Source organism: Mesorhizobium sp. M0052 (genome assembly GCF_040323255.1).
Classification (GTDB): domain Bacteria; phylum Pseudomonadota; class Alphaproteobacteria; order Rhizobiales; family Rhizobiaceae; genus Mesorhizobium.
Genome location: NZ_JAMYUS010000015.1, coordinates 63,059 through 85,859, shown reverse-complemented (window position 1 = coordinate 85,859; position 22,801 = coordinate 63,059). Strand labels below are relative to the sequence as shown.

At 59.9% G+C, this 22,801-nt stretch carries 28 protein-coding genes, 1 tRNA gene and 1 pseudogene; 10 read left to right on the top strand and 20 right to left on the bottom strand.

The features are described 5' to 3' along the window. The first annotated feature begins 307 nt into the window (after positions 1–307). Both NKJ77_RS20680 and NKJ77_RS20675 read left to right on the top strand, forming a co-directional pair. Positions 308–1,093 (top strand): exodeoxyribonuclease I, encoded by a 786-nt coding sequence (locus NKJ77_RS20680; RefSeq protein WP_352535663.1) that lies wholly within the window; start codon positions 308–310, stop codon positions 1,091–1,093. Between the two features lie 75 nt (positions 1,094–1,168). Then, on the top strand, positions 1,169–1,795 hold the full coding sequence (locus NKJ77_RS20675) for a hypothetical protein (protein WP_352535662.1): 627 nt from the start codon (positions 1,169–1,171) through the stop codon (positions 1,793–1,795). A gap of 45 nt (positions 1,796–1,840) precedes the next feature. On the opposite strand, the gene NKJ77_RS20670 is transcribed toward NKJ77_RS20675, so the two are convergent. The 7 genes from NKJ77_RS20670 to NKJ77_RS20640 all read right to left on the bottom strand — a co-directional run bounded on the left by NKJ77_RS20670 (position 1,841) and on the right by NKJ77_RS20640 (position 7,526). Further along, complete coding sequence (locus NKJ77_RS20670; protein WP_352535661.1) at positions 1,841–2,167, bottom strand: MocE family 2Fe-2S type ferredoxin; 327 nt, start codon at positions 2,165–2,167, stop codon at positions 1,841–1,843. A 70-nt stretch (positions 2,168–2,237) separates the two neighbouring features. After that, positions 2,238–3,203 (bottom strand): substrate-binding domain-containing protein, encoded by a 966-nt coding sequence (locus NKJ77_RS20665; protein WP_352535660.1) that lies wholly within the window; start codon positions 3,201–3,203, stop codon positions 2,238–2,240. Positions 3,204–3,284: 81 nt separating this feature from the next. Then, entirely contained in the window at positions 3,285–4,295 is a 1,011-nt protein-coding gene (locus tag NKJ77_RS20660) for a sterol desaturase family protein (RefSeq protein WP_352535659.1), read from the bottom strand. A 7-nt stretch (positions 4,296–4,302) separates the two neighbouring features. Then, complete coding sequence (locus NKJ77_RS20655) at positions 4,303–5,094, bottom strand: 3-methyl-2-oxobutanoate hydroxymethyltransferase (protein ID WP_352535658.1); 792 nt, start codon at positions 5,092–5,094, stop codon at positions 4,303–4,305. Positions 5,095–5,354: 260 nt separating this feature from the next. After that, on the bottom strand, positions 5,355–6,362 hold the full coding sequence (locus tag NKJ77_RS20650) for a LacI family DNA-binding transcriptional regulator (RefSeq protein ID WP_352535707.1): 1,008 nt from the start codon (positions 6,360–6,362) through the stop codon (positions 5,355–5,357). 245 nt (positions 6,363–6,607) lie between these two features. Next, the gene (locus tag NKJ77_RS20645; protein WP_352535657.1) at positions 6,608–6,931 is read right to left on the bottom strand and encodes a hypothetical protein; all 324 of its coding nucleotides are present in this window, start codon (positions 6,929–6,931) and stop codon (positions 6,608–6,610) included. Positions 6,932–7,112: 181 nt separating this feature from the next. After that, on the bottom strand, positions 7,113–7,526 hold the full coding sequence (locus NKJ77_RS20640) for an XRE family transcriptional regulator (RefSeq protein ID WP_352535656.1): 414 nt from the start codon (positions 7,524–7,526) through the stop codon (positions 7,113–7,115). A 269-nt stretch (positions 7,527–7,795) separates the two neighbouring features. On the opposite strand from NKJ77_RS20640, the gene NKJ77_RS20635 reads away from it, so the two are divergent. Further along, positions 7,796–8,440 carry a type IV toxin-antitoxin system AbiEi family antitoxin domain-containing protein gene (locus NKJ77_RS20635; RefSeq protein WP_352535655.1) on the top strand — a complete coding sequence of 215 codons (645 nt, stop codon included), beginning with the start codon at positions 7,796–7,798 and terminating at the stop codon, positions 8,438–8,440. After that, on the top strand, positions 8,433–9,302 hold the full coding sequence (locus NKJ77_RS20630) for a nucleotidyl transferase AbiEii/AbiGii toxin family protein (protein ID WP_352535654.1): 870 nt from the start codon (positions 8,433–8,435) through the stop codon (positions 9,300–9,302). Before NKJ77_RS20635 ends, NKJ77_RS20630 begins: the two co-directional genes overlap by 8 nt. 327 nt (positions 9,303–9,629) lie before the next feature. On the opposite strand, the gene NKJ77_RS20625 is transcribed toward NKJ77_RS20630, so the two are convergent. After that, complete coding sequence (locus tag NKJ77_RS20625) at positions 9,630–10,133, bottom strand: hypothetical protein (RefSeq protein ID WP_352535653.1); 504 nt, start codon at positions 10,131–10,133, stop codon at positions 9,630–9,632. Positions 10,134–10,727: 594 nt separating this feature from the next. Here NKJ77_RS20625 and NKJ77_RS20620 point away from each other — a divergent pair. Further along, the gene (locus NKJ77_RS20620; protein WP_352535652.1) at positions 10,728–12,083 is read left to right on the top strand and encodes an FAD-binding oxidoreductase; all 1,356 of its coding nucleotides are present in this window, start codon (positions 10,728–10,730) and stop codon (positions 12,081–12,083) included. A gap of 40 nt (positions 12,084–12,123) precedes the next feature. Here the strand turns inward: NKJ77_RS20620 and NKJ77_RS20615 are convergent. Continuing rightward, positions 12,124–12,563, bottom strand: a pseudogene (locus NKJ77_RS20615) (transposase); the annotation flags it as partial. A 398-nt stretch (positions 12,564–12,961) separates the two neighbouring features. On the opposite strand from NKJ77_RS20615, the gene NKJ77_RS20610 reads away from it, so the two are divergent. Then, positions 12,962–13,038 (top strand) — tRNA-Pro (locus NKJ77_RS20610). A gap of 81 nt (positions 13,039–13,119) precedes the next feature. Here NKJ77_RS20610 and NKJ77_RS20605 read toward each other — a convergent pair. From NKJ77_RS20605 to NKJ77_RS20595, 3 genes are all read right to left on the bottom strand, one after another. Continuing rightward, complete coding sequence (locus NKJ77_RS20605; RefSeq protein ID WP_050587086.1) at positions 13,120–13,425, bottom strand: CatB-related O-acetyltransferase; 306 nt, start codon at positions 13,423–13,425, stop codon at positions 13,120–13,122. 266 nt (positions 13,426–13,691) lie between these two features. After that, positions 13,692–14,480 carry a hypothetical protein gene (locus NKJ77_RS20600; RefSeq protein ID WP_352535651.1) on the bottom strand — a complete coding sequence of 263 codons (789 nt, stop codon included), beginning with the start codon at positions 14,478–14,480 and terminating at the stop codon, positions 13,692–13,694. 95 nt (positions 14,481–14,575) lie between these two features. Continuing rightward, complete coding sequence (locus NKJ77_RS20595) at positions 14,576–15,034, bottom strand: YbaK/EbsC family protein (RefSeq protein WP_023833086.1); 459 nt, start codon at positions 15,032–15,034, stop codon at positions 14,576–14,578. 244 nt (positions 15,035–15,278) lie between these two features. On the opposite strand from NKJ77_RS20595, the gene NKJ77_RS20590 reads away from it, so the two are divergent. Next, positions 15,279–15,731: a cupin domain-containing protein gene (locus tag NKJ77_RS20590; protein WP_023730864.1), complete on the top strand. Its 453-nt coding sequence runs from the start codon at positions 15,279–15,281 to the stop codon at positions 15,729–15,731. A gap of 77 nt (positions 15,732–15,808) precedes the next feature. Here the strand turns inward: NKJ77_RS20590 and NKJ77_RS20585 are convergent, their stop codons facing one another. Beyond that, complete coding sequence (locus tag NKJ77_RS20585) at positions 15,809–16,090, bottom strand: helix-turn-helix domain-containing protein (RefSeq protein ID WP_023689492.1); 282 nt, start codon at positions 16,088–16,090, stop codon at positions 15,809–15,811. A 296-nt stretch (positions 16,091–16,386) separates the two neighbouring features. Here NKJ77_RS20585 and NKJ77_RS20580 point away from each other — a divergent pair, with 296 nt between their 5' ends. Both NKJ77_RS20580 and NKJ77_RS20575 read left to right on the top strand, forming a co-directional pair. After that, complete coding sequence (locus tag NKJ77_RS20580) at positions 16,387–17,001, top strand: hypothetical protein (protein WP_023669379.1); 615 nt, start codon at positions 16,387–16,389, stop codon at positions 16,999–17,001. A 161-nt stretch (positions 17,002–17,162) separates the two neighbouring features. Beyond that, complete coding sequence (locus tag NKJ77_RS20575) at positions 17,163–17,354, top strand: hypothetical protein (protein ID WP_081732515.1); 192 nt, start codon at positions 17,163–17,165, stop codon at positions 17,352–17,354. Between the two features lie 234 nt (positions 17,355–17,588). On the opposite strand, the gene NKJ77_RS20570 is transcribed toward NKJ77_RS20575, so the two are convergent. Further along, complete coding sequence (locus tag NKJ77_RS20570; RefSeq protein WP_023669377.1) at positions 17,589–17,792, bottom strand: hypothetical protein; 204 nt, start codon at positions 17,790–17,792, stop codon at positions 17,589–17,591. Positions 17,793–18,205: 413 nt separating this feature from the next. Here NKJ77_RS20570 and NKJ77_RS20565 point away from each other — a divergent pair, with 413 nt between their 5' ends. Then, positions 18,206–18,475 (top strand): hypothetical protein, encoded by a 270-nt coding sequence (locus NKJ77_RS20565; RefSeq protein ID WP_023669376.1) that lies wholly within the window; start codon positions 18,206–18,208, stop codon positions 18,473–18,475. A gap of 73 nt (positions 18,476–18,548) precedes the next feature. Here the strand turns inward: NKJ77_RS20565 and NKJ77_RS20560 are convergent, their stop codons facing one another. The 6 genes from NKJ77_RS20560 to NKJ77_RS20535 all read right to left on the bottom strand — a co-directional run bounded on the left by NKJ77_RS20560 (position 18,549) and on the right by NKJ77_RS20535 (position 22,788). Continuing rightward, positions 18,549–18,851, bottom strand: coding sequence for a hypothetical protein (locus tag NKJ77_RS20560; protein WP_023705060.1), 303 nt, complete (start codon positions 18,849–18,851; stop codon positions 18,549–18,551). A gap of 84 nt (positions 18,852–18,935) precedes the next feature. Further along, positions 18,936–19,478 carry a MerR family transcriptional regulator gene (locus tag NKJ77_RS20555; RefSeq protein WP_023669374.1) on the bottom strand — a complete coding sequence of 181 codons (543 nt, stop codon included), beginning with the start codon at positions 19,476–19,478 and terminating at the stop codon, positions 18,936–18,938. 134 nt (positions 19,479–19,612) lie between these two features. After that, positions 19,613–19,936 carry an integration host factor subunit alpha gene (locus tag NKJ77_RS20550; protein WP_006201891.1) on the bottom strand — a complete coding sequence of 108 codons (324 nt, stop codon included), beginning with the start codon at positions 19,934–19,936 and terminating at the stop codon, positions 19,613–19,615. Positions 19,937–20,040: 104 nt separating this feature from the next. After that, positions 20,041–21,012, bottom strand: coding sequence for a beta-ketoacyl-ACP synthase III (locus NKJ77_RS20545; RefSeq protein WP_023697439.1), 972 nt, complete (start codon positions 21,010–21,012; stop codon positions 20,041–20,043). Between the two features lie 9 nt (positions 21,013–21,021). After that, on the bottom strand, positions 21,022–22,092 hold the full coding sequence (gene plsX, locus NKJ77_RS20540; protein WP_023669372.1) for a phosphate acyltransferase PlsX: 1,071 nt from the start codon (positions 22,090–22,092) through the stop codon (positions 21,022–21,024). 147 nt (positions 22,093–22,239) lie between these two features. Next, positions 22,240–22,788 carry a YceD family protein gene (locus tag NKJ77_RS20535; RefSeq protein WP_023715400.1) on the bottom strand — a complete coding sequence of 183 codons (549 nt, stop codon included), beginning with the start codon at positions 22,786–22,788 and terminating at the stop codon, positions 22,240–22,242. Positions 22,789–22,801 lie beyond the last annotated feature (13 nt).

Below are 22,801 nucleotides of genomic sequence, written 5' to 3'. Positions count from 1 at the left end.
ACCAGCTGATCAAGCAAAAAACGCGATTGACGTTGCACGCATGATGTCTGGTCCACGAGCGGGTTCCTTCGACCGCTCGGCGTAGATGACAAGACAACGCACAGCCGACCAACTCGCTGTGGATTCGCAGACGACCCATGGTGGCAGCCCGACGGTCGTCATCCAGACGATGTGGTATTGTTGACGCTTTCGCGTTCCGGTGCGAGCTCGATTTTCGTCGGAACCCATCTCCCATAAACGCATGCGCAGGCGAACTTGCTTTTCACGTAGGTCATCGTTCATGAGTCAAACATGGGGCAGGTTCCAGATGGCTTTTATCTTCTACGACACTGAGACCACCGGCGCTGACCGATGTTTCGATCAGATACTGCAGTTCGCAGCGGCTCTGACCGATGATGATCTGAACGTCATCGACAGTTTCGAGATACGTTGCCGGCTGCTCCCACACATCGTCCCCTCCCCAGGCGCCATGGTGGTCACTGGCGTGCGTGTCGATCAGCTGTTCGATTTGCAGATCCCCTCGCACTACGAGATGTGCAGGCGAATTCATGAGGTCTTGACGGCTTGGTCTCCCGCGACCGTGGTCGGCTACAACTCGATCAGCTTCGACGAGGAATTGCTCCGACGTGCCTTCTATTCGAGCCTTCTTCCGATCTATCTCACGAACACCGGCGGCAATTCGCGATTGGACATCATGCCACTTGCGATTGCTGCACACACGTTCGCGCCGGAAGGGTTCCATTGGCCCATCAATGAAAAGGGACGGACAAGCTTCAAGCTTGATCGGCTGGCTCCTGCCAATGGCTTTGAGCACAGCAACGCCCATGACGCTCTTGCCGACGTTTATGCCACCATCCATATCGCCCGGCTGATAAAGGACCGTGCCCCGGTGGTTTGGGAATCCGCCATTGCATACCGGTCGAAGTCCACCGCCACCCAATACGTTGAGCTGAATCCCGTCTTCGTAGCGACGCGCCTGCGCTTCGGCCTGTGCTCCTCCTTCCTGGTGACCGCCATCGGAACCAATCCGGACAATTCGGGCGAAGTCTTCTTGTTGGATCTCAGACAAGATCCGCAGCCCTCTCCACGATGACCGACGAGGAACTGGCGGCATACATCGCGACGAAATCGCGGCCTGTGTCCTCTTTGAAACTCAACGCATCGCCCTTTGTTCTTGCCGATCGAAACGGTCGGCGAAAAAGCCCCTGGATATGATTTGGGGATCGAGGAGATCACTCGCCGAGCGGAGCTCGTGCGCAGCGACGAAGGTCTGCGCCAGCGGGTAATCTCAGCTGTTTTGCAGGCTCGCTCTCCTTTCCCAGAGAGCCCTCACCTCGAGGAGCAGATCTACGGCAGCTTCTATTCCCGCTCGGACCAATCCTTGATTGACGAGTTCCGCGATGCGGGATGGCCGCGTCGGCTCGAACTCTCGGGGCAATTTGAAGACCGGCGCCTCAGGGGGCTTTCGCGGCGACTGATTTACTTTGATGCGCCTCACGTCATGCCCGCCAACATGCGTGCAGACTATGCTCGTGCCATTGCGGCCAGAATTCATTCGAGGACCGAGACGACCGGCCGTTGGACCACGCTTGAAGAGGCGATCGCGGACGCCCTGGAAATGTTGGCGGATGGTCCTCCGGAACGCGAGGCAATCCTTCGGGAACACCTCGCTAGGCTGGTTGGCCGGCGCGAGGAGGCCATGCTGATTTTGGACAACCCGGACATGGCGTCAAAACCCATTAGAGATGATCGACCGAGTCTGGACGCTTCCCTACCCTTCGTTGGAGGAAGTTGAATGCGACTCAAAAGCGGTCCAAGGAAGGTCGACTGCCCACCAAGCTCAGCCTCCTGCTACTGGCATCGCGACCAGGACGGAGCCAGCCTCCACCTTCGCCGGATAGGTCCGCAAGTTGATGCAGGGCGGCAGGCGCTTGGCCGCGCCGGTGCGGTAATCGAAGGCGCCGGCATGTTTCGGGCATTCGACCTCATAGTCCATGACCAGCCCGTCGGCGATATGCACCGCCTCGTGGGTGCAGAGCCCGTCGGTGCAAAACACCTCATCATCGGGCGAGCGGAACACGGCGTAGGTGCGGCCGCCATGGTCGAAGCGGCGGGCGCCTTCCTGTTCGATTTCGTCGAGGCCGAAGGCCCTGATCCAGCTCGTCATTTTCACACCCATGAAGTTCGATCGCAGTGGGCCTCCGGGACGGCGTGATTGCCGCCCCGGCGGTCCGGAGCTAGTTCTTGTTGAGATACTCGGCGGCGTTCGCCGACGTCACCAGCTCGAACGGCACGTAGACGACGCGGTCGACCTTCTCGCCCTTGGCCAGCGCAAGGGCCGCGTCGACGCCGCCGCCGCCCTGCCCCTTGGCGTTCTGGAATACCGTCACAGAAAGATCGCCGGCCTTCATCGACTGCAACCCGTCCTGCGTGGCGTCGATGCCGCCGACGACGACGTTCTTCATGTCGATACCGTTGGCCTTCAGCGCCAGGATGGCGCCGATAGCGGATTCGTCATTGTTGGCGATGACAGCGTCCGGCGCGCCGCCGGCGGTCAGCCAGTTAGTCATCAGATTCTGCGTGTTGTCGCGTGACCATTCGGACGACTGCTTGTCGACGATCTTGATGAAGTTGCACATGTCGGTGCCGAAGATCTGCTCGACATCCTTAGTCCGCTGCAGGGCCGCCTGGTGGACGAGGCTGCCCATAACGATGTAGGCGTTGGCACCTGCCGACTTGCCCTTGGCGCGCAGCATCTTGCACACCTCGAACGCTTCGAGGGTGCCTGACTCCACCTCGTTGGAGCCGACATAGACCTGTTTCTCCGGGAGGTTTGCCATGTCTGACGGTTCGAGGTTGACGAAGACTAGGGGAATGCCGGCCTTGGCAGCTTCGTCGCTGAGCGTCCTTGACGCATTGGTGTCGACCAGTGTGACGATGATGGCGTCGACACCGCTGGCGATGAAATTCTTGACCTGGTCGAGCTGCTTGGCGACATCGTTCTGCGCGTCCTCGACCTGGATGCCGGCGCCCTTCTCCTTGGCGCGGGCCTGCATGCCGTCCCTCAACAACGTCTGGAAATTGTTATCGAAATTGACGATACTGACGCCGATATTGGCGGCAAAGGCGCTGGTCGACATCGTCACGGCGAACGCCGTCGATATCAAGGCTGCCAGCGCTGTCGAAAACAGAAGCTTCTTCACGGGTTTCCTCCCTCTGAAGGGGTGCCGGTTCACCCCTTTCTTGAATACCGGCCCTTGCGGGATGCCTGATGGACGGCGCCGCTACCTCGCCGCGTCGGAGTTGGCGCGCGCCTTCTTCTTCTCGTAGCGGGCCTGCATGCGGGCCTCGCCTTCCTTGCTGCCGTCGTGAAAAGTGCCCAACCACCTGTCGAACGGGATGAGGCCGTCGCCGTAGTTCACCTCGAAATATTTGTGGTGGAGGTAGTGGATGTAGGCATGGCTATTGACGCTCGTGTCCGCGCCAAGCTCGACCTTGTCGAAACCGACATGGCCGGGAATAGCCCCGAAGCCGGCATAGTTGAGCTGATAAAGTGCCAGCAGCGGGTTCGACGGGATGATCAGGTGCCAGAATGCAACACCGAGATATCCGAACTGCTCGACAGGGTGCATCGACAGCGACGACCAGGGCGACGGGTTGACGGAGTTGTGGTGCACCGAATGCACCCATTTGTAGAGCGGTGGCCAGTGGATCGCCCGGTGCAGCAGGAAGAAATGCGTCTCGTGGATGATCGGCACCACCAGAGCCAGACAGAACAAGTAGACTGGGTGGTCGGCAAAGGTCAGCCACGGGACGTAGCCATTGGCATAGGCGTAGAGGATCAGGACCTCGATCGCCGTCCAGATCGGCATGCCAGTGCCGAAGGTGCGCAGCATGTTGTCGAGGTTCTGGTTCTCGAAGAAGAAGGCCTTGCTCTTCTGCTCGGAGGGCCATTTGCCGTTATATTTGAAGCGATTGCCCTGGGTTCTCAAGATGTAGAGTCTAAGCTCGAAAGCGCCAAAGAACAAAAGCAGTGCGGCGCAGTTGACGAGGAAGAGGCGTAGGGTCCAGCCGAAGGCGAGCGTCTTCATGACCTCGACATCGGGCAGCACGTAGTGCCACCACGCCACCGCCGAGAGCGCGAACAGCAGATTATAAGGCAGAAAATAGTGCGGCAGCCATTTCAGCAGCGCCAGCGGGCGCGGTGGAAAGGTGAATAACGGCGCAGTGCCGGCCGGCTCGCTGGGAGCCCAGTCGCCTCGTTTGTTGCGCGTGCCGTATTTCAGGTCGTCCATGGCGATCTCACAGGGGTTGGGAAAGGGTCAGGAAGCGGTCATAGGCGGCATCGTCCATGTCCACCTGGTGCTGAGCCTCGGGGTAGCTGCCTTCGGCCACGTCGCGGCCGAAGGCGCGGAAGGCAGCCACGCGTTTTTCTTGAAGCTCCGCCTCCAACGTGACGAAGTCGGCATAGCGCTTGGCATGGCGCGGATAGTGGCCGGAATGGGTGCCCAGCACGTCGGTGGAAAACAGATATTGCGTGTCGCACGCAGAACCGCAGCCCATTCCCATGGTGATCAGTGGGGTTGAGCGAGTGATGTGGTCGGCAAGCCGCACCGGCACCACCTCAACCTCGATGCAGGCGGCTCCCGCATTCTCCAAATCCTTGGCCGCGCGCAGCACCTTGAATGCCTCTTCCGCTGTTCGGCCGATAGCGCGGAAATTGGTCCAGGTTGCACGGTTCGGCACCAGGCCGACATGGCCGGTGACCGGAATGCCTTCGGCCGCCATCGCCTCGATGAAGCGCGGCGAGTGCGAGCAATAGACTGCGTCGGCACCGCGCTTCAGCATGGCGAAACCCAGCCGCACCGCCTCGTCAGGCGAAGCGACCGCGCCATGTGGCATGCCGACCGAGAGGAAGGCGGAGGGCGCTGCCTGCCGGATCAATTCCAGATTATGGTCGGGCTCGCAGGACAGGATGACGATATCGCAGGCTACCGCGGCGGCCGCCTCGGCCGGCGTATCTACATGAAGCTGCAGCCATTTGCGGCTGCCCTTGGCGCTCCTGAGATCGTAAGCCGTCGGCTGTCTGGTCAATGGTCGTCCTCCCATTTGCGGAGCGCCATCGCATGTGGAAGAATGCCCCCCCCGAATTGCCACCGATCTGTTGCAACCCAACCTTTCTCCGAGGGGAAAGGGCGATCGTCTGCGCTTGGCGCCGGCCCTTCTCCCAATGGGAAAGGCGGATGCGAAGCTGCTGGATGAGGGGGGCGAACTCGATATGCGATCGCCATCCGTTCGCAGGGGGTTAGCACTGCGACAGGTGCGAAAGCTCGCCAAACCTTGATCAAATCAGATCAAAGGTTCTCGGCTGTGAAGGTGACGAAGCGGATTGGCGGGTTTTCAACCGGTAGATCGTGCAGGTTCAATGTCGCCAGGACGAGGTCCATGGCTCGCCTGGCCTGCGCCTCGGGCGCCTGGTCGAGCACGACAGCCATCGTGCCCTCGCGAAGTGCGATGGCACTGCGCTCGGTGAGCTCATGGCCGACGAAGAAGACCTGGCGTCCCAATGGATGCCGCGTCAATACATCGTTCAGCGCGGCGTTCGCGCCCCCTGCATTGTAGAGGCCTGCAAGGTCGGGCCAGCGCTTTAAGGCTTCCAGAAGCTGTTCGGCGTTGCGGTCGCCATCGTCATGACCGAACAGGGCACCGACCAGTTCGAAGTCGTCGGTCGCCCTCTCCATCAGATAGTCGAAGAAGCCGCGGACGCGATCGCGATGAACGCGGTAGATCTGACTGTGGCAGACCGCGACCACCTTGCCCGGGCGCCTTTGCATGCGCGACAGCATGAGGCCCGCCATGCGCCCGGCTGCGTAGTTGTCGATGCCGACATAGGCGCCGCTGGTGCCGGAAATCTCTGTGACGATCTGCACGATCGGGATGTTTTGCCTCTCCAACTGGCTCAGCGCCGCGCCAACCAGCGGATGGTCGGGAACCGCCAGGATGAGGCCGGCGCGCCGCATCTCGGGATCGAGGATCCGCCGCGCGATTGCCGCCGGATCCGCCTCGTCGAGAAAGGTGCGGTGGACGGCGATCGTGCGGTCGAGCGTCGCTGCGATACGCTCGAAAGCGCGAGACAGTCGGGCAAAGAAGGTAGCGTCCGGGCGGACCAGGATGACCTCGATCCTGATCACCCCGCGATGCGCCTCCGGCAGGCGGCGCGGATAGTCGAGCGAACGCGCGGCGGCGACAACCTTCTCGACTGTGGCAGGCCTGACGCCGCCTCTGCCGTTGAGCACGCGCTCGACCGTCGCCGTGCCAACCCCAGCGCGTCGGGCTATCTCAAGGAAAGTGGGTTTAGGAATCTTGGTTCCCCGCTGTCACGACGCCGAAGGCTAGCCAGCCCCACATGCATTTCCAAGCCAGATCTGCTGACTCCCTCGGAGAGCCATCCCGGAGTTGTCGACATCGATTGCGCCGGCTGTTCTGGAGTCGGCCGCTCCCAGGCTTTGAATCTTCGACGTGATCGGTCGGCGGGTCGATGCCCGAGGTCGCAGGGTATCAGACATCGGCTCATCGCCCTATTGGCAGACACCCCAATCGAACGGCGTTATTCATCTCGTTCGCTCATTCGGCGTCGCTTCTCGTTTAGGCGCTTCTCCGGCGGCCATGCGGTGATGATGCGCTTGCCATCTGACAGCACATAGACCCGTTCGCCGACGCGATCGATTTTGACCGAGTAGATCGACACCTTTTTCGATCGCTTCTCGATCGCCTTGGCATAGCCGGTCTTGATGTCCCGAACCATGTCCGAGAACTCTCCAGGCCCAAGAACGATCCCGTAGCGGATGAGTAGCTGACGATGAAAATGCCAATGCTTTTTGGGGATAGAAGCGCCGAGCCATCGCGGATTGAAGTGTGGCTTCTTGCTCATTGGCTGCTTTCATCGCGCTCGAAGATCTGCCGGAGTCGCTGAACTCGATCCAACGTTGGGGCCGGGTCGGTATCGCCACTCGCGAGCCTGATGAATTCAATCCATGCGAGTTCATATGGCGTGATGGCTGTCGCGGTGCGCCGCCGACACGAGATCAGCGACACTTCGTCATGAGCACCCGTCATTTGCCGAAGATCCCGCGTAGCGCAGCTCTGGCCCTCGATGTCAGGCTCGGGTCCGAGTAGTTGGAAGCCTTGCGGATTTCCTCTAACCAGGCAGTCTCGTTTTCGGTCACAAGGGTCCCGAATATCTTCCGGATTGCCAACTCTGTGGTGTCGCCGCCGAGCTGCTCGACGGCCATCATGAAGAGCAGAGCAGGATCGCATTCGAGTGCCTTGGCTAGGGCCGGGACCCGATCGAGCGGCAGCTTGCTGTTGCCGGCCTTGATGTTCGTCAGCATGTTATGCTGCGCGAAACCGGCTTCGCTCGAGATGAGCGACTGTGTCTTTCGCGGCTTCAGTTCAAGAATACGCCGTTCGACGAATTTTGCGAGCCTTGTTTCAGAATAAGGCTTTGTCGTTGTTGGTTTAACCATCGATTTCTCTTTCATACGCACAACGCAAAATGCATTGATTGATATGAGTTATAATGATCGACTGATGGGTTATTTCGCTGGACAGACGGCGAAATGCTTGAACTCTTCGTTTGCCTTGCACACGCTCCTTAGCGCCTCTGCGTTGCCAGTGAGGCTGCTGATACGACTAGATCGCCGAACGAGGGAGTGGATTAGCTAAAATGTAGCTAGTGATATAAAACGTCATATATGAACTTGACATATACAACGTTTTGTATCAAATAAATCCCATGTCGGAAAAGAGCCCGAGCTATTCGCAACAAGCGATCTCCCTGCTACGCCAGCGCGGCATAGCTCGCCTCTCCGAATTCATCGCTGAGGGGATCACGTCAGCCACAATAGCTCGAATGGAGAAGCGGGGCGAACTCCTTCAACTAAGCCGCGGCCTCTATCAACTTCCCGACGCAGACCTCGACGTCAACCACTCGCTCGCCGAAGCCGCTAAACGTGTCCCCAAGGGGGTCATCTGCCTCGGTTCTGCACTAGCCTTTCATCAACTTACGGATACCATCCCATCTCGGATCTGGATGGCTATCGGGTCAAGAGACCGGCGCCCGAAAGTGGAGAGCCCACCCCTCCAGTTCGTGCGTTTCGGAAGCGGGTCGCTAGAGGCGGGGATTGAGGAACACTTCATAGAAGGAGTTCCGGTGCGCATCTACAGCCCTGCCAAGACGGTTGTCGATCTCTTCCGCTATCGCCGGCAAGAAGGTAGGCGTTTTAAGCAAAGCCCCGGACTAAGCCTTGCTATCGAAGGACTCCGCGAGGCACTACGCAGCGGCAAGGCACAACCATCCGAAATTGCCTCCTACGCTCTTAAAGCGGGCATCTGGGGCGTTATGCAGCCATATCTCGAAACCCTAACGGCTAATGGCTAAGACAATCACCAATATGGGCGCTTCGGTTCGCGCCCGGCTTCTTACCATCGCAAGGCAACGCAAGCAGACCTTCGATCTCATCCTAACGCGCTATGCAATCGAGCGCCTCTTATACCGTCTTAGCATCAGCCCCTATCAGGATCGCTTCGTTCTAAAGGGTGCCATGCTGATGACGACATGGTTCGATGTCCCCTTCCGGCCCACTCGCGATCTGGATCTGCTTGGCTACGGAGATCCCGAAACAGAAGGTATCCTACGCATTTTCGCCGAGGTCTGCGAGATCGACACCAATGACGGCGTGGTGTTCGACAGCAAAAGTCTTGCGGTAGATCGAATCCGGGAGGAAATGGAATATGGTGGCCTGCGCATTCGCCTCAACGCCGACATTGGTGGAGCCACGGTGCGGGTTTCGATCGACATTGGCTTTGGTGACGCGACAGACCCCGGCTTAGAGGAACTCGATTATCCAATTCTCCTGGACAATCCGTCCCCACACCTTCGTGCCTACTCACGCGAGACGGTAATCGCAGAAAAATTCCAGGCCATGGTGATGCTCGGCCGCGCCAACAGCCGCATGAAGGACTTCTACGACATATGGATGCTCGCAAGAACGCATACGTTTGACGGTGAAAGGCTGGCGCGCGCAGTCGCCGCCACCTTCAAACGGCGCAACACAGACATACCGATCGAAGCTCCTGATGCGCTTACCACCGGCTTTGCTGAAGATCAGGGGAAACAGCAGCAATGGGAAGCGTTTGTCCGGGGAGTTGAAGCAGAGGCGCCGCCGCTTGCCGATACGATTGCCGAACTCGCAGAGTTCCTGATGCCCATAGCTGCGATCGCTCGAGAACGAAGCGCTTGATGAGCATGCTTTCACGAGTGCCCCCAATCGGCCGAGGCAGCTTCATCTAGTGATCCATAATCGGCGCGTCTAACCCCCACCGTTGACGTTCGGAGTGCCGCCATAGTCGCGTGCAATTCTCTTGGTATCATTGATGTAGCTGAAGGCGTCCCACCCTGTGGCGCGATTCAGTTCTGCCAGCGTTGCTACCTCTGATCGGTGAAGCAGGTCGTATATAATCCGACGTTCCGAGCGTTCCTGAGGCTTCCTAAGATCCATTGCGCTCCCCCTTTTGTCTGACGCCGAAGACGGGCGAGTAGCGCAATGACGCACTCATTTCCGCCCCGATTAGACTCTGCTCTCGATGTCAGCGCAAAAATAAGCAGCAGACGCAAACTGATGTAAGTTCAGGATTGCGTGCCACTCGCGCTCCTGCTGCGTTCCGGAAAATTGCGCGCAGTCCTGCAATGCCAGCCCCACGACCGAGACTGAGGCCGGGAAGGCGTAGGTCCGATGATGTAAAATCTTGTTGCACGCCTCCCGGAATGTGAGCCCATCGTCGCGCCCATCCCTGAGAAGCAGACCGACCTTCCTATCCGCTAGCATCCTCCATTCGTCGTCTCTCGTCTCGGGAGGATATCTTTCAAATACGATGTTGCGGATCATCCCCGCCGTAGCGAGAAGCCGCTTGAGGAGCATGGTCTCGATGCTGTCCTGGCAGTCGTCCAGGAATATGTCGGATTCCGGATTCCTAGTGATTGCCTGCTCGACATTCTGGAGCGCGATCACCAGACAAGAGATCAGGAACGCATCTTCAATGATGCTCGATGTCACAACAGCGTTGTTATCCAAGTCTCCCTCCCTGTAGCCGGGTGCTGCGATGACCAACGCGCCCAAGCATGCAAACATGACCGCCCGAACGCCACCTGCCAAGAGAGCCCCGTTCTTTGCGCAGAATACGGTTATGGCACCCCTGTCTCGCCCCACCTAGGAAAGATTACGCAGGCAGCGGAGGAACAAGCCTCAGGACCGCCGGAGTGACTCAGACCGCGATTGAGGTGGATACGTATTCGCAGACTTCCTTGCAGACCAGATCCATATGCAGCGGAGCCCAACGTGCCGAGGAGTTCCATTTTGGCGGTGCCAGGCTTGGGATAATCGAGATTTCTGTTGTCCCAGCTCGGACTCGGGCAGTCCTGTCCGGCGTCGTTGGAACCGATGGCAATTGAACTCCCAATAGGCGACTTAGTGGATCGAATCCGACGTCTGGTTCCCTAGAAGGACTCACCGCAAACTATCCGGCAACACCCTCCGTATTCCCACGGCCTCAGCAAGCTTTCGCAGTCATGATTTTGGCAACGAACCTTGGATATGACGAGATGCGATGTCATTATGGACACGCGACCGTCCCCGATGGCGGAGTGCGGCGACAATAAGGGGGTTTCGATGCGCGACGTGACCGAACTTTCCAAGTCGTTCCATGGGGTCCTTTATACCCCACAGTCGGCGGGATACAACGAGGCCCGCAAGATCCATAACGGCATGATCGACCGCAGGCCGTCTTTGATTGCCCAGTGCAAAGGGATGGCCGACATTGCGGATGCGGTCAGGTTTGCGCGAGCGAACGACCTCGAGATCTCGGTCAGGGGCGGCGGTCACAATGTTGGTGGTCGTGCGGTTGCTGACGATTGTCTGATGATTGATCTCTCTTTGATGAAAAGCGTGCACGTCGACGCTGCGAAGCGCACTGCGATCGTCGGTGGAGGAACCCTGTGGAAGGAGTTCAACCGGGAGGCCCAGTTATATGGTCTCGCAACCACGGGCGGTGTTGTTGGGACCACTGGAGTTGGAGGGTTGACCTTGGGTGGGGGGATCGGATTTCTGATGCCAAAGTTTGGGATGGCGTTGGACAATCTGTTGTCCGTCGATCTTGTGATGGCCGATGGTTCCGTGATGACTGCGAGTGCCGAGAGTAATCCAGACCTGTTCTGGGCCGTTCGGGGCGGCGGCGGCAACTTTGGCGTCGCGGGTTCTTTCGAATTCCAGGTTCACCCGGTCGGTCCCGAAGTCCTCGGCGGCCTGGTTGCGTTCCCGTTCTTGGAAGCCCGCGAGGTGCTGACCCAATGGCGCGAACTCACGCTTGAAGCACCCGATGAGTTGATGCTCGTAGCCGGGCTCATCACTGCTCCCGATGGATCAGGCAGCAAGCTCATTGCCGTCGTTGCGTGTCATTGCGGCGCACCAAGCGATGCTGAAAAGGTTATGGCACGGATAAGAGGCTTCGGCACTGTAGCCATGGATGCGCTCGGTCCCATTCCCTATACCCAGCTCAATGGCATGTTGGACGATGGCTTCCCAAAGGGAGCATTCAACTATTGGAAGTCTTCATTCATTCACACGCTGACCGATGAGGCGATCGGGGCAGTCATCTCGTTGTATGAGGGCTGCCCGGTGCCGAGTAACCAGGTGCTCCTCGAGCACTTCCACGGGGCGGCCGCACGAAAGCCAGCCGACGAAACCGCCTACGCGCTGCGTGATACCGGATACAACGTCGCAATCATTGGTCAGTGGTTTGATCGGACCGACGAAAGTGCCGCGACATCGTGGTGCCGAAATACTTATAGTGCACTCGAGGCCTACGTAGGACCGCGTCGTTACGCTAACTACATCGGTTCAGATGAAGATGCCGATGCTGCAGCTGTTGCAGCTTACGGAGCGAACCTCCCCCGACTCCGTGAAATCAAGCGCAAGTATGATCCCCAGAACGTGTTCGCTCACAACGTAAATATTCGCCCGTCGTGAATAATCCAACTCAAGGCGGAACAGACAAAGGGCGACGCTGCTAGTTGATTGCATCCAACGTCTGGTGCCCTCGAGTCGCGGCGGCGGTGATTTTGTCGGGCCGGCCTTCCACCTGAAGGGCTTTGGGTTGGTGTTGTGGTCGGCGACGTATCGGTTGATGGCGGCCTGTAGATCGACGATACCGGCGAAGACACCGCGTTTGAGGCGTCGTTTTGTCAGTGCCGCGAAGAACCCCACGACCGCGTTCAGCCATGAGGCGCTGGTGGGGGTGAAGTGGAAGGTGACGGGCGGATGGCGGGAGAGCCAGGCGATCACTTTGGGCCAGCACGGTTTTCTCGATGGCGTTGAGGAACCGGATGAACTCCTGGTGGCGATGGCGCTGCATGCACCGGCCAATTACCTTGCCTCAAGGACGTCGAGGGCAGCAAAGGGCGCGGTGGTGCCGTGACGCTTGTAGTCATGGGTCATGGTGCCGGCGCGGCATAGGGCAGTAACGGCCGTATGTGGCCTAGAATCCGCATGGACGACTCTGCCGACAGTCGAGGCGACAATGAGCATGAAACGACTGAACGCCAATTCGCGCACGGGTGCAATGGCTCGGCATGTCGCCTTCGGGTCATTCGCGTCGCATCTGACCGACTAGCCTTAAGTAGCTTTAATAACCTTAGCAGGTTTGCATATCGTCACCAGGAGGCAGCAAACGATGATGCGAAGCTCCGTTGCCTTCACGGAACACAAAGAGAACATCCGGTGTGAATCTCGGTGTGACTTTTGGTCTCGAAACCCACACCGAGACACCATTTGTTCTAATGTCGCCGATTTTGTTCCGATAAGGGTCTTGCACCATAACCCTTGAAAATATATGGCTTTGCGCGGTCCGGAGTGTAGCGCAGCCCGGTAGCGCACTTGACTGGGGGTCAAGGGGTCGTCGGTTCGAATCCGGCCACTCCGACCAAACAACACAGGCGACTAGCTGCTTCCCCCAAGTGGCCATGCAATTTCTCAGCCCCACTGCAGCGACCAGCAAGATGCGTTCTTACGGTGTCGCACCGGCATGTCGCTCCAAGAAAAATTCGATCGGGCCGGTAAGAAAAGCAGCCTCCTGCTTGATCTTCTCGTCGCTCCATTCCCACCACCGGATCGCCAGCAACTTCCCAATGACATCATCTGAAAAGCGATAGCGGATGAGCTTGGCCGGGACCCCGCCGACGATGGCGTATGGCGGCACATCCCTGGTGACGACGGCCCCGGCCGCGACAATGGCGCCATCGGCGATGTGAATGCCTGGCATGATCAGCGCATCGCGGCCGATCCAAACATCATTGGCAATGGTGATGCCCACGGGTTCGCCACCGTGCTCAGTGGGATCAACTGATTCCATCAAGCGGCTATGGATCGGGAATGTGGTTGCAGCCCAGGGCGTGTGACTTCCCCCCGAACACTCAAAGCTGACATTGCCGGCCACCGAACAGAACGCCCCTATGGTCAACGGAGTGGCGGCAGACGTTCCAAACACCTTCCTCCGGCTCACCCCATAGGTGTGACGTCCGAGGATCACGCTTGAGGGCAGCCTGGATCGAAACGGATTCCTCATGCATAGCCACCCCGTCACAGTGACTTCCTATGCTTCTGATGCCACAAATCCAAGGGCGTCCGCCACAGACGATATCTACCGGCCTTTGCAACCTGCTGGCCGACTGGCACCGAGCCGTAAGCGTTAAAGAACGCATGTACGCGCGGCTCAGCGAACTGCTTTTTGCCTCGGGTGTTGTAGTGCCGGATCGGCAGGCGATGCGGGCTGATGGTTCGGCCATTTTGAGAAAGGGCTACCCCGAGGCAAAACTGCTCCGGCGCCCATGTGTCGGTCACCTCATGAACCACCTTGATAGCGGCGAAAGCGTCAACCATAGCACTGAGGCTTTCTCGGTGAATTCCAACGACGCCGCTGTTCCACATCGGCTCCTGGCCGGTCAAAACCTGGCCGCCGATGCTGATGTTCTTGCCCGGCAGCGCACGTTGATAGATGCGGTGCTTCCCTTCGCACAGGCGCATGATGGAGTGGATCGCAGAAATCGAGTGGAAGCCCTTCGACGGGTCACCCACCGGGTACATGTCGGTGTCCATGAAAAGCAGCCGATCAGCTCGCCGCAAAAGCTCACGCATCGTCCCGGCCTTGATGCCGAAATGATAGCTTCCACCGAAAGACCACTGATCTTTCTGTTCGGTCGTTATAAGCATTGTCTCAATGGGATAACCGCGAAAGAGTTCAGGCCTGTCCGTTGCGACAGTTATTCTGGCGGTCGGGCAATGGTGCAAAAGCTTGAGGGCGCTGAGCAGCGCGCCGCGATGGTAAAGCTCGTTCTCACCATAGGCGATGTAACCAAAAACGTCGTTCATTCCGCCACGTATAATGGGTCGTTCAATCTTCTACTAGCTGCGCTCGCAGTCGTTTTGCTCCCAGAAATCTCCTGCTGAAATCAGCCGACGATTCGCTACTGGCACACATCAACCCATTCGGCGCCGACAATCTGTGCCATGCGCTGCGGGCTGAGCCTTACAGCGGCGTTGGTGGCGCCGGCCGCGGGCACGACTTCATCGAAGGCGCGCAGCGAGACGTCGCAATAGATTGGCAGCGGCGCCGGCAGGCCGAATGGGCAGACGCCGCCGACGGGATGGCTGGTAATCGCGACAACCTCGTCGGCGTCAAGCATGCGCGGCTTGCCGCCGAAACGGTCCTTGAATTTGCGGTTGTCGAGCCTCGACATGCCGCCGGCCACGATCAGCATGGTCTCACCGCCGACGCGCAGGCAGATGGTCTTGGCGATCTGCGCCGGCTCCACGCCATGCGCCTCAGCCGCCAGCGCCACCGTCGCGGAACTCGCTTCGGTGACGAGCACTTCGACATCGGGCGCATGGGCAGCCAGGAAGGCGCGCACGGATTCAAGGCTCATCTCGGCATTGTCCCATTCGAAAACGGTTAGCGTTCACACTGGATAGCTTCACGCTCGGTCGGCGGCAACCTCCCCGCCCCTCGACGGCTGCAGCGGTACCAGGCCGGGCGGGTCGCGCCGCATGTCAGCAACACAAGGCGCATCCCCCGTGCGGGAGATGTGTTCGGGCTGCTGCATTGGTAGGTCGCAATGGATCAGGGCCGGCGCTGATGCTGTGCTCCCACGACCAACCGGAGAGATCATCATGCTCAAGCTCGCCTCGGCTCTGGCGCTGCTGCTTATCGGGACGGCGCCGCTGCTTGCCGACGACATGCCGATAAACGCGGACGCCATCAAATGGGGCCCTGCTCCTGCTGTCTTGCCCGCCGGCGCGGACATGGCTGTCATCGCCGGGGACCCCTCGAAGGATGGCATCTACGTGCTGCGGTTGAAGCTGCCGGCCGGCTACAGGATTGCCGCGCACAACCATCCCACCTCGGAATATGTGACGGTGATTTCCGGCAATTTTCATATCGGCATGGGCGACAAGCTCGACGAGACCAAGGGCATCGAACTGACCGCCGGCGGCTTCGGCGTAGCCCCACAGGGAATGAACCATTACGCCTGGACGACAAGCGCTACGATCGTCCAGGTTCATGGCGAGGGGCCGTTCGCGATCACCTACGTCAACCCGGCGGACGATCCGAGCAAGAAGTGACATTCGCCGTTGGGCGAATGCAACAAGCCCGCCAGGGCAAACCATGGCGGGCTTGTTGAACGACGCTTGGCCGTTGTTTATGAAACGGACCGGTTTTCCACAGGCGCCGTGGGCGCCGGGGCATCGATCAGGGCCGTTTCCGGCAATTGCAATGCTGCGGCGATCCGGCGAAGTTTCGTCGGATCGGTGTCCTTGCCGCTCTCTATGTCGGCAATCTCGCTGGTCGACAGACCGCAGGTCAGGGAAAGCTCTTCAATACTGTATCCCTTTGTCTCCCGGATGGCTTTGAGGCCGGGGTGCTCGAGCGCAACGTCGGCCGCCAGCCTGGAGAAGGGTTCGTGTTTTGCAGTTTGGGGCATTGGCAACTCCATGGGGCTAAAGAGTTTTGGATCAAATGATAGGGTGTTGCCTGAGAGCCGGGACAATGCCCGCTTGACGGCGATTTGCCAAGGCCCAAACCGACCGTCACAGCATCGTGAACCGGCGTCAAAACCGCAGGCGCCAGGGCACATATAGGATCTCCGCCCCGATCTCCCAATCAAGTTCTTTTGAAGGGCCGAACGCCGAAGTGTTCAGCGGTTTTGCGCCGCTCGCGCGTTAGCCTGATGTTGCTGGCAGCCGCATCGGGCCAGCTTTTCCCAAGAGGATCAGATCCATGACATTCAAGACATCAGCCATCGTGCTCGCCACGATTTCAGGCCTCGCTGGCGCGAGCATGGTCGCGGCGCAGGCCGCCGAGGCCGTGCGCATTCGCGGCACGGTGACCGCCTTTGCCGGAGCGACGCTGACGGTGAAGACCCGCGAAGGCGCTACCGACGCCATCGCGCTGGCTGAAGGGTGGAAGATTTCCGGCGTCGCCAAGGCGGATGCCGGGGATATCAAGCAAGGCGATTTCCTCGGCATTGCCTCTGTTTCGAAGGCCGATGGCGGCAGCGGCGCGCTTGAGGTGGTGATCTTCCCGGCCGCGCTGAAGGGCGCCGGCGAAGGCGACCGCCCGTGGGATCTCGAGCCCAACAGCCGGATGACCAACGGCACGGTCGCCGATGTCACCGAGATTGCAGGTCGCACGGTGACGCTGACCTACGACAATGGCCAGAAAAAGCAGATCGCGATCCCGCAGACGACGCCGGTGGTGACCTTCGCGCCGGCGACGCCCGCCGACCTCAAGCCTGGCGCTGTGGTGTTCGTCAACGCCGAGCGCGGCAGCGACGGCAAGCTGACCGCGGGCCGGGTCGTTGTCGGCACCAACGGCGTCATTCCGCCGATGTAAGTTGCCGACGAAGCCGCCATACACAATCCAGAAACAAAATTCTACAGTCCGGAAAAACTGTCGAAAAGTTCGGAGGCGATAGTCATGACTGCGGGGTTCACCGGGACCGATCTTGCTCGGTGACGGTCAAATTCAGCCCGCGCAGAAAAGGAAACGAAGTCATGAAGAAGTCCCTCCTGTCGGCTCTCGGGCTGGCTTTTGCCCTGGCTGTCTCTCTGCCGCTCATCGGCGCCAGCAGCGCCGACGCAGCATCGCTGCACAAGAAGCATCACCATCATCATCATCACAACAAGCATCACCGCCGTCACCATCACCACCACCACCACCACAAGGTGGAGGCCAAGAAGGCCTGACACGGCCGACTTGCCCAACGGGAAGGCTGGCCCTGGAGTCCTCGCCAAGGCCGCCTTCCCGTTGGTTTTTGCCAGGCGACACGTGGAAAAGCTGAAGGCAGGATTCGATGGCGCCGATGCGCCAGATCGCGAGCAACCACAGCGCACCCCAACCAACGTATCAGGCGCAAGGCCGACAACACAGCGGTTGCCAGTTGCAGGACACCTCGGGTCTCTCAATGCTGTCGGAACCCGCTAGGACGGCGCCGCGAACGCGAGCACTATTGCGATCAAAATCAAAAGCGGTCCCATCCATTTGAAATGCTTCGCGACCTGCAGCCACCATGGCTGCTGACCTTTCTGGGCCTGAAAAGGACTTTGGAGCAGCCCAAAACCAACGCCTGTCATCCACAGCCCAGCGCAGAACATGATGAACTCGTCGATGTAATTTGCGACCACGCCCGTCTCCTCCGCCGGTACCTTTGGACTGGCATTATAGTCGCAGCCGGGAGTGGCAGAAAGCGCGGTGCCAAGTGGCGGCAATGACTGCTGCCGCCACCTGACAAGAGCCGGGCGCGGACTCGGTCTTGGCCGGCCATTTGGGCACGCCACGGTGTGACCTTCGCATGGGATGCCGCGCCGCTACCTCAGCGGCCTTCACGCGAAAATGCATGATCGATGCCGGCCCCGCCAGGCGCCGTCCGTTGGCGAAGGCTAAAAATCGACGTCGCGAAAAAACGCGAAGAAAATTCGAACCACGCATGAACCTTTGCTTTGGAGGCCGCACTAACCGGCATGGACGCCGAGAAGGCGATCCCAACACAGAAGGACGCCATGGTGGCGATCCTCGATCCAGAGAAGGAAATGCTCAAATGACCAACTTCAAGCGCATCACGCTCGCCGCGGCCCTCATCGTCTCGGCCTTCGGTTCGGCTTCCGTTCCGACCTCGGCTTTCGCCAACGGCACGCATCCCACGGGCGACGGCGGCGCGGTTTGCAAGGGCTCCGGTCATTGCCTGGTGCTCTCGATCGAGTGCAAAGGCACCTATACCGACGCCACGGACAAGAATGGCACTGTCTATGGCAAGTGCAGCCAGACCGCGCAGGTTTCACCGCAGGCCAAGATCAAGCTCGCCAAGTAATCGGCCGCAGATCAGGGAAATGGCGGTCGTCCGCGGGACGGCCGCCATTTTCTTTTTGTTTTCGTGAATTGTTTTAGCGCCGGCTGAGCAACAAGCTGGCGAGAAGGCCGACCACGACCAACCCAACAGCAGCGGCTGTTGCCGGACGATCGCGCGCCGTCTTTTCGATCGCCCTGCCCTGCTTCCTGATCGCCGGCAGCGCATCGCTGACAAGGTCGGCAAGCTGCCCATAATAGTCCGAAGCGGCATCGCGCCCGTCCTCGTAGTAAGCACCGCCGCGTTTGGCCACGACTTTGCGCAAGGCGGCGAGCTCTTTGGAAAGGGTCGCGACCTGCTTTTCGAGATCGAGATCGGAGAGGGTCGAAAGCGATGCCATGATTGTTTTCCTTCTTTTTGAGAGAAGGCCAAACGCATGGCCGCAGAACCGGTTCCGGTCTGCTTGCCCGAGGCAGCGGAAAGGTTAGCGCACCTGGTCGAGCAGGCGCTTGCACTCCAGGAGGTCAAACAGCGCCTCCTGCAGCAAGGCCCGGTTGTCGCGCGACAGTTTCGATGCGCCGGGCTGGACCGGACCTTCCTCCTCGGTCTTGCCCAGGCCGAAAAAGCGGCGGCTGGGTTTTACCTTGGGCTGGCCGACCAGCATCTCGTCATCCATGCCGCGCGGCTGGGCGGCTGGCGTCAGCGGCACCTGATCGGCCTGCCTGCGCTGCGAGATCGCTTCGACGGCAGCCATGTCGCCATTGCCGATGGCGACCAGGAAATGGTTGCCGTTCTCGCGCAGCAGTTTCTGCACGCCCTTGATCGTGTAACCCTGGTCGTAGAGCATGTGGCGGATGCCCTTGATCAGTTCGACATCCTGTGGCCGGTAGTAGCGGCGGCCGCCGCCGCGCTTCATCGGCTTGATCTGGTTGAAACGGGTTTCCCAGAAGCGCAGCACGTGCTGCGGCAGATCGAGATCCTCCGCGACCTCGCTGATGGTGCGGAAAGCGTCGGGGCTCTTGTCCATGGGCGAAATCCTCACGCTGGACGGCGATCCGGCCCAGTCTGCCGAATCGGGTATCATTTCAGCGGTTTATGAAACAATATTCAAGCCCGGCGTCAAAACGGCCCGGCGTTTTCAACCGAAGCCTGCGGCAGAACCTATTTGCCGCCCTTGGCCTTGCTGTTCTGGTGCGAGCGCAGGATACGGCTTTTCAGCACGTTCGACGACTTGAAGGTCATCACCCGGCGCGGCAGGATCGGCACTTCCTCGCCGGTCTTGGGATTGCGGCCGATGCGTTCGTTCTTGGAACGGACGTGGAAGGTGGCGAAGGACGACAGCTTCACCGTCTCGCCGCGTACGATGGCTTCACAGATTTCGTCCAGCACCGCTTCGACGAGTTCTGCCGATTCAGTGCGTGACAAGCCGACCTTACGGTAAACAGCTTCGGCAAGGTCGGCGCGCGTAAGTGTCTTTCCCCCCATGCGACCGTCCCATCAGTTCAAAAAACATAAATCGATACAGGTAAAGGCAGAGCCTAAGTAATTGATCCGGCAAGGTCAAGGACCGAAACCGGACCGTTCGGCACTTACCAGCGAACGAGAACCGCGCCCCAGGTGAAGCCGCCGCCCATCGCTTCCAGGAGCACGAGATCACCCTTCTTGATGCGACCGTCGGCGACGGCCACCGAAAGCGCCAGCGGCACGGAAGCAGCGGAGGTGTTACCGTGCAAATCGACGGTGACCACCACCTTTTGCTCAGCAATCCCGAGCTTCTTGGCCGAAGCGTCAATAATGCGTTTATTGGCCTGATGCGGCACGAACCAGTCGAGGTCGTCGGCGGTTATGCCGGCCTGCGAAAACGTCGCCTCGATGACGTCGGTGATCATGCCGACGGCGTGCTTGAACACCTCGCGGCCTTCCATCCTGAGATGGCCGACGGTGCCGGTGGTCGAGGGACCGCCATCGACGAAAAGCTTGTCCTTGTGGGCGCCGTCGGAGCGCAGGCTCATCGCCAGCACGCCACGGTCGGCAATGCCGCCAGTGCCCTCATCCGCTTCCAGCACCAGCGCGCCGGCGCCGTCGCCGAACAACACGCAGGTCGAGCGGTCGCTCCAGTCGAGGATGCGCGAAAAGGTCTCCGCGCCGATCACCAGCACGCGCTTGGCGAGGCCGCCTCTGATGTAGAGGTCGGCGGTGGTCACCGCATAGACGAAGCCCGAGCACACCGCCTGCAGGTCGAAGGCAAAGCCGTGATGCATGCCGAGCCGGTTCTGGATCTCGACGGCGGTCGCCGGAAAGGTGTTGTTGGGTGTCGAGGTCGCCAGCACGATCAGATCAATGTCGGCAGGCGAAAGACCAGCATTGTCGAGCGCTGCGCGCGCCGCCGCCTCGCCCAGGGATGCCGTCGTCTCGTCATCGGCGGCGATATGGCGCTGGCGGATGCCGGTTCGCTGGGCGATCCACTCGTCCGAGGTCTCGACCATGCCTTCGAAATCGGCATTCTTCATGATGCGGCGGGGCAGCGCAGCACCGGTGCCGCGCACGACTGATCTGATCAAAGCTCTTTCCTATTCCTTTTCGTCGACGGTGGCGTCGGATTTCCTGTTTGCCTGGGCATGCGGGTTGCGCGCATGGAACAGGTCGAGATCGGCCTCGATGCGGTCGATCAGATTGTTGCGCACCATGTCGTAGCCAAGCTCGATGGCCGCCGCGAAACCGTCCGAATCGGCGCCGCCATGGCTCTTTACCACGATGCCGTTCAGACCCAGGAAAACACCGCCATTGGAGCGGCCCGGATCGAGCTTTTCGCGCAGGCGGTCAAAAGCGCCCTTGGCGAAGACATAGCCGATCCTGGCCATCAGCGTGCGGTTCATCGCGGCGCGCAGATAGCCTGAGATCTGGCGCACAGTGCCTTCTGCCGTCTTGAGCGCGATGTTGCCGGCAAAGCCTTCGGTGACGACCACGTCGACCGTGCCCTTGCCGATGTCGTCACCCTCGACGAAGCCATGATAATTCATCGAGGCCATGTTGGCCTCGCGCAGCATGCGCCCGGCTTCCTTGACCTCTTCCTGTCCCTTGATCTCCTCGACGCCGACATTGAGCAGGCCGACTTTCGGCCGGTCGATGCCGAACACCGAGCGCGCCATGCCGGTGCCGAGAATGGCAAAGTCGATCAGCTGGTGCGCATCGGCGCCGATGGTGGCGCCGACATCCAGCACCACGCTCTCGCCGCGCATCGTGGGCCAGATCGCCGCGATCGCCGGACGATCGATGGTCGCCATCGTGCGCAGGCAGAATTTCGACATCGCCATCAGCGCGCCGGTATTGCCGGCCGAAATGCAGGCCTGCGCGCTGCCACTCTTGACTGCTTCGACAGCCTTCCACATCGACGACTTCCAGCGGCCGTGGCGCAGCGCCTGGCTCGGCTTGTCATCCATCCTGACCGCGACTTCGCAATGGTGGAACTCGCTGACCTCGGCCAGTTTGGGGAATTTGGCGAGTTCGGGGCGCACCAATTCCTCGCGCCCATAGATGACGAAGCGGATGTCGGGACGCCTGACGGCGACCGTCATGAGTGCCGGGATGACCACGTTTGGCCCGTGATCGCCACCCATGGCATCGATGGAAATCCTGATCACGCGGTCTTTATCTCACTAGCTTGGGCCAGGGCACATGGCCCGCGAAAGAAATACGAAACTCGCGAAATTCAGGGGCTCGCGAAGGTTCGGCGAAAATAGCGGTTTTGGGCTGCCGCACAACCGGCTTTTCTCCGATCGCTTCGTGTTTTAGGATTTTCCAAGCAAGGATCGCAGCTTTTGCTGGAATTCATTCTCGACGGGCTCGTTCGGGCCGGCGGCATCGAGCGAGGCGCCTGCCTTGCGCGGATAGGGATCGATCGCCAGCCCGAAGAACTGTTCGGCGAGCGCGCCGACGTCGATCGTGTCGCCGGAGAAAGTTTCCGGGCTGTCCGGCCCTTCGGCGTCGAGCAGGATCTCGCCGCCGCCTTCGAACCCTTGCCGTCCGAGCTTGGATTGCTCCGGCAGGAACAGCGCCTCGACCTCCTCGTCGATATGGGCCGCGACCGGCTCAAGGGTGACGATGCAGGCCTGGGTGATATCAGCCTCAACGCGGCCGCTGACTTTGACGCCATTGCGCTTCCACGGCGCCACCAAAAGCTCAGCACGGTAGTTTTCGACCGAAAGCAGCTCGTGCTCGCGCGCAAGCATTGCGCGCTGCGCGGCGTCGGCGTCGATCACCACCTGCAAACCTTTGTGCGGCAGGCGGCCGACATTGGCCGCGAATGAGACCGGGCTAGGCGTGTCCACATGTTTCATCTTGGTCTCCCCT

Excerpts from the sequence above, each read along its gene's own strand:
- NKJ77_RS20590 (WP_023730864.1), top strand. The coding sequence starts at position 15,279 with ATGCTCAAGCTCGCCTCGGCTCTGGCGCTGCTGCTTATCGGGACGGCG.
- NKJ77_RS20635 (WP_352535655.1), top strand. The coding sequence starts at position 7,796 with ATGTCGGAAAAGAGCCCGAGCTATTCGCAACAAGCGATCTCCCTGCTA.
- NKJ77_RS20580 (WP_023669379.1), top strand. The coding sequence starts at position 16,387 with ATGACATTCAAGACATCAGCCATCGTGCTCGCCACGATTTCAGGCCTC.
- NKJ77_RS20600 (WP_352535651.1), bottom strand. The coding sequence starts at position 14,480 with ATGAACGACGTTTTTGGTTACATCGCCTATGGTGAGAACGAGCTTTAC.
- NKJ77_RS20585 (WP_023689492.1), bottom strand. The coding sequence starts at position 16,090 with ATGCCCCAAACTGCAAAACACGAACCCTTCTCCAGGCTGGCGGCCGAC.
- NKJ77_RS20620 (WP_352535652.1), top strand. The coding sequence starts at position 10,728 with ATGCGCGACGTGACCGAACTTTCCAAGTCGTTCCATGGGGTCCTTTAT.
- NKJ77_RS20630 (WP_352535654.1), top strand. The coding sequence starts at position 8,433 with ATGGCTAAGACAATCACCAATATGGGCGCTTCGGTTCGCGCCCGGCTT.
- NKJ77_RS20535 (WP_023715400.1), bottom strand. The coding sequence starts at position 22,788 with ATGAAACATGTGGACACGCCTAGCCCGGTCTCATTCGCGGCCAATGTC.
- NKJ77_RS20550 (WP_006201891.1), bottom strand. The coding sequence starts at position 19,936 with ATGGGGGGAAAGACACTTACGCGCGCCGACCTTGCCGAAGCTGTTTAC.
- NKJ77_RS20595 (WP_023833086.1), bottom strand. The coding sequence starts at position 15,034 with ATGAGCCTTGAATCCGTGCGCGCCTTCCTGGCTGCCCATGCGCCCGAT.
- NKJ77_RS20565 (WP_023669376.1), top strand. The coding sequence starts at position 18,206 with ATGACCAACTTCAAGCGCATCACGCTCGCCGCGGCCCTCATCGTCTCG.
- NKJ77_RS20555 (WP_023669374.1), bottom strand. The coding sequence starts at position 19,478 with ATGGACAAGAGCCCCGACGCTTTCCGCACCATCAGCGAGGTCGCGGAG.
- NKJ77_RS20680 (WP_352535663.1), top strand. The coding sequence starts at position 308 with ATGGCTTTTATCTTCTACGACACTGAGACCACCGGCGCTGACCGATGT.
- NKJ77_RS20645 (WP_352535657.1), bottom strand. The coding sequence starts at position 6,931 with ATGAGCAAGAAGCCACACTTCAATCCGCGATGGCTCGGCGCTTCTATC.
- NKJ77_RS20670 (WP_352535661.1), bottom strand. The coding sequence starts at position 2,167 with ATGACGAGCTGGATCAGGGCCTTCGGCCTCGACGAAATCGAACAGGAA.
- NKJ77_RS20575 (WP_081732515.1), top strand. The coding sequence starts at position 17,163 with ATGAAGAAGTCCCTCCTGTCGGCTCTCGGGCTGGCTTTTGCCCTGGCT.
- NKJ77_RS20640 (WP_352535656.1), bottom strand. The coding sequence starts at position 7,526 with ATGGTTAAACCAACAACGACAAAGCCTTATTCTGAAACAAGGCTCGCA.
- NKJ77_RS20560 (WP_023705060.1), bottom strand. The coding sequence starts at position 18,851 with ATGGCATCGCTTTCGACCCTCTCCGATCTCGATCTCGAAAAGCAGGTC.
- NKJ77_RS20660 (WP_352535659.1), bottom strand. The coding sequence starts at position 4,295 with ATGGACGACCTGAAATACGGCACGCGCAACAAACGAGGCGACTGGGCT.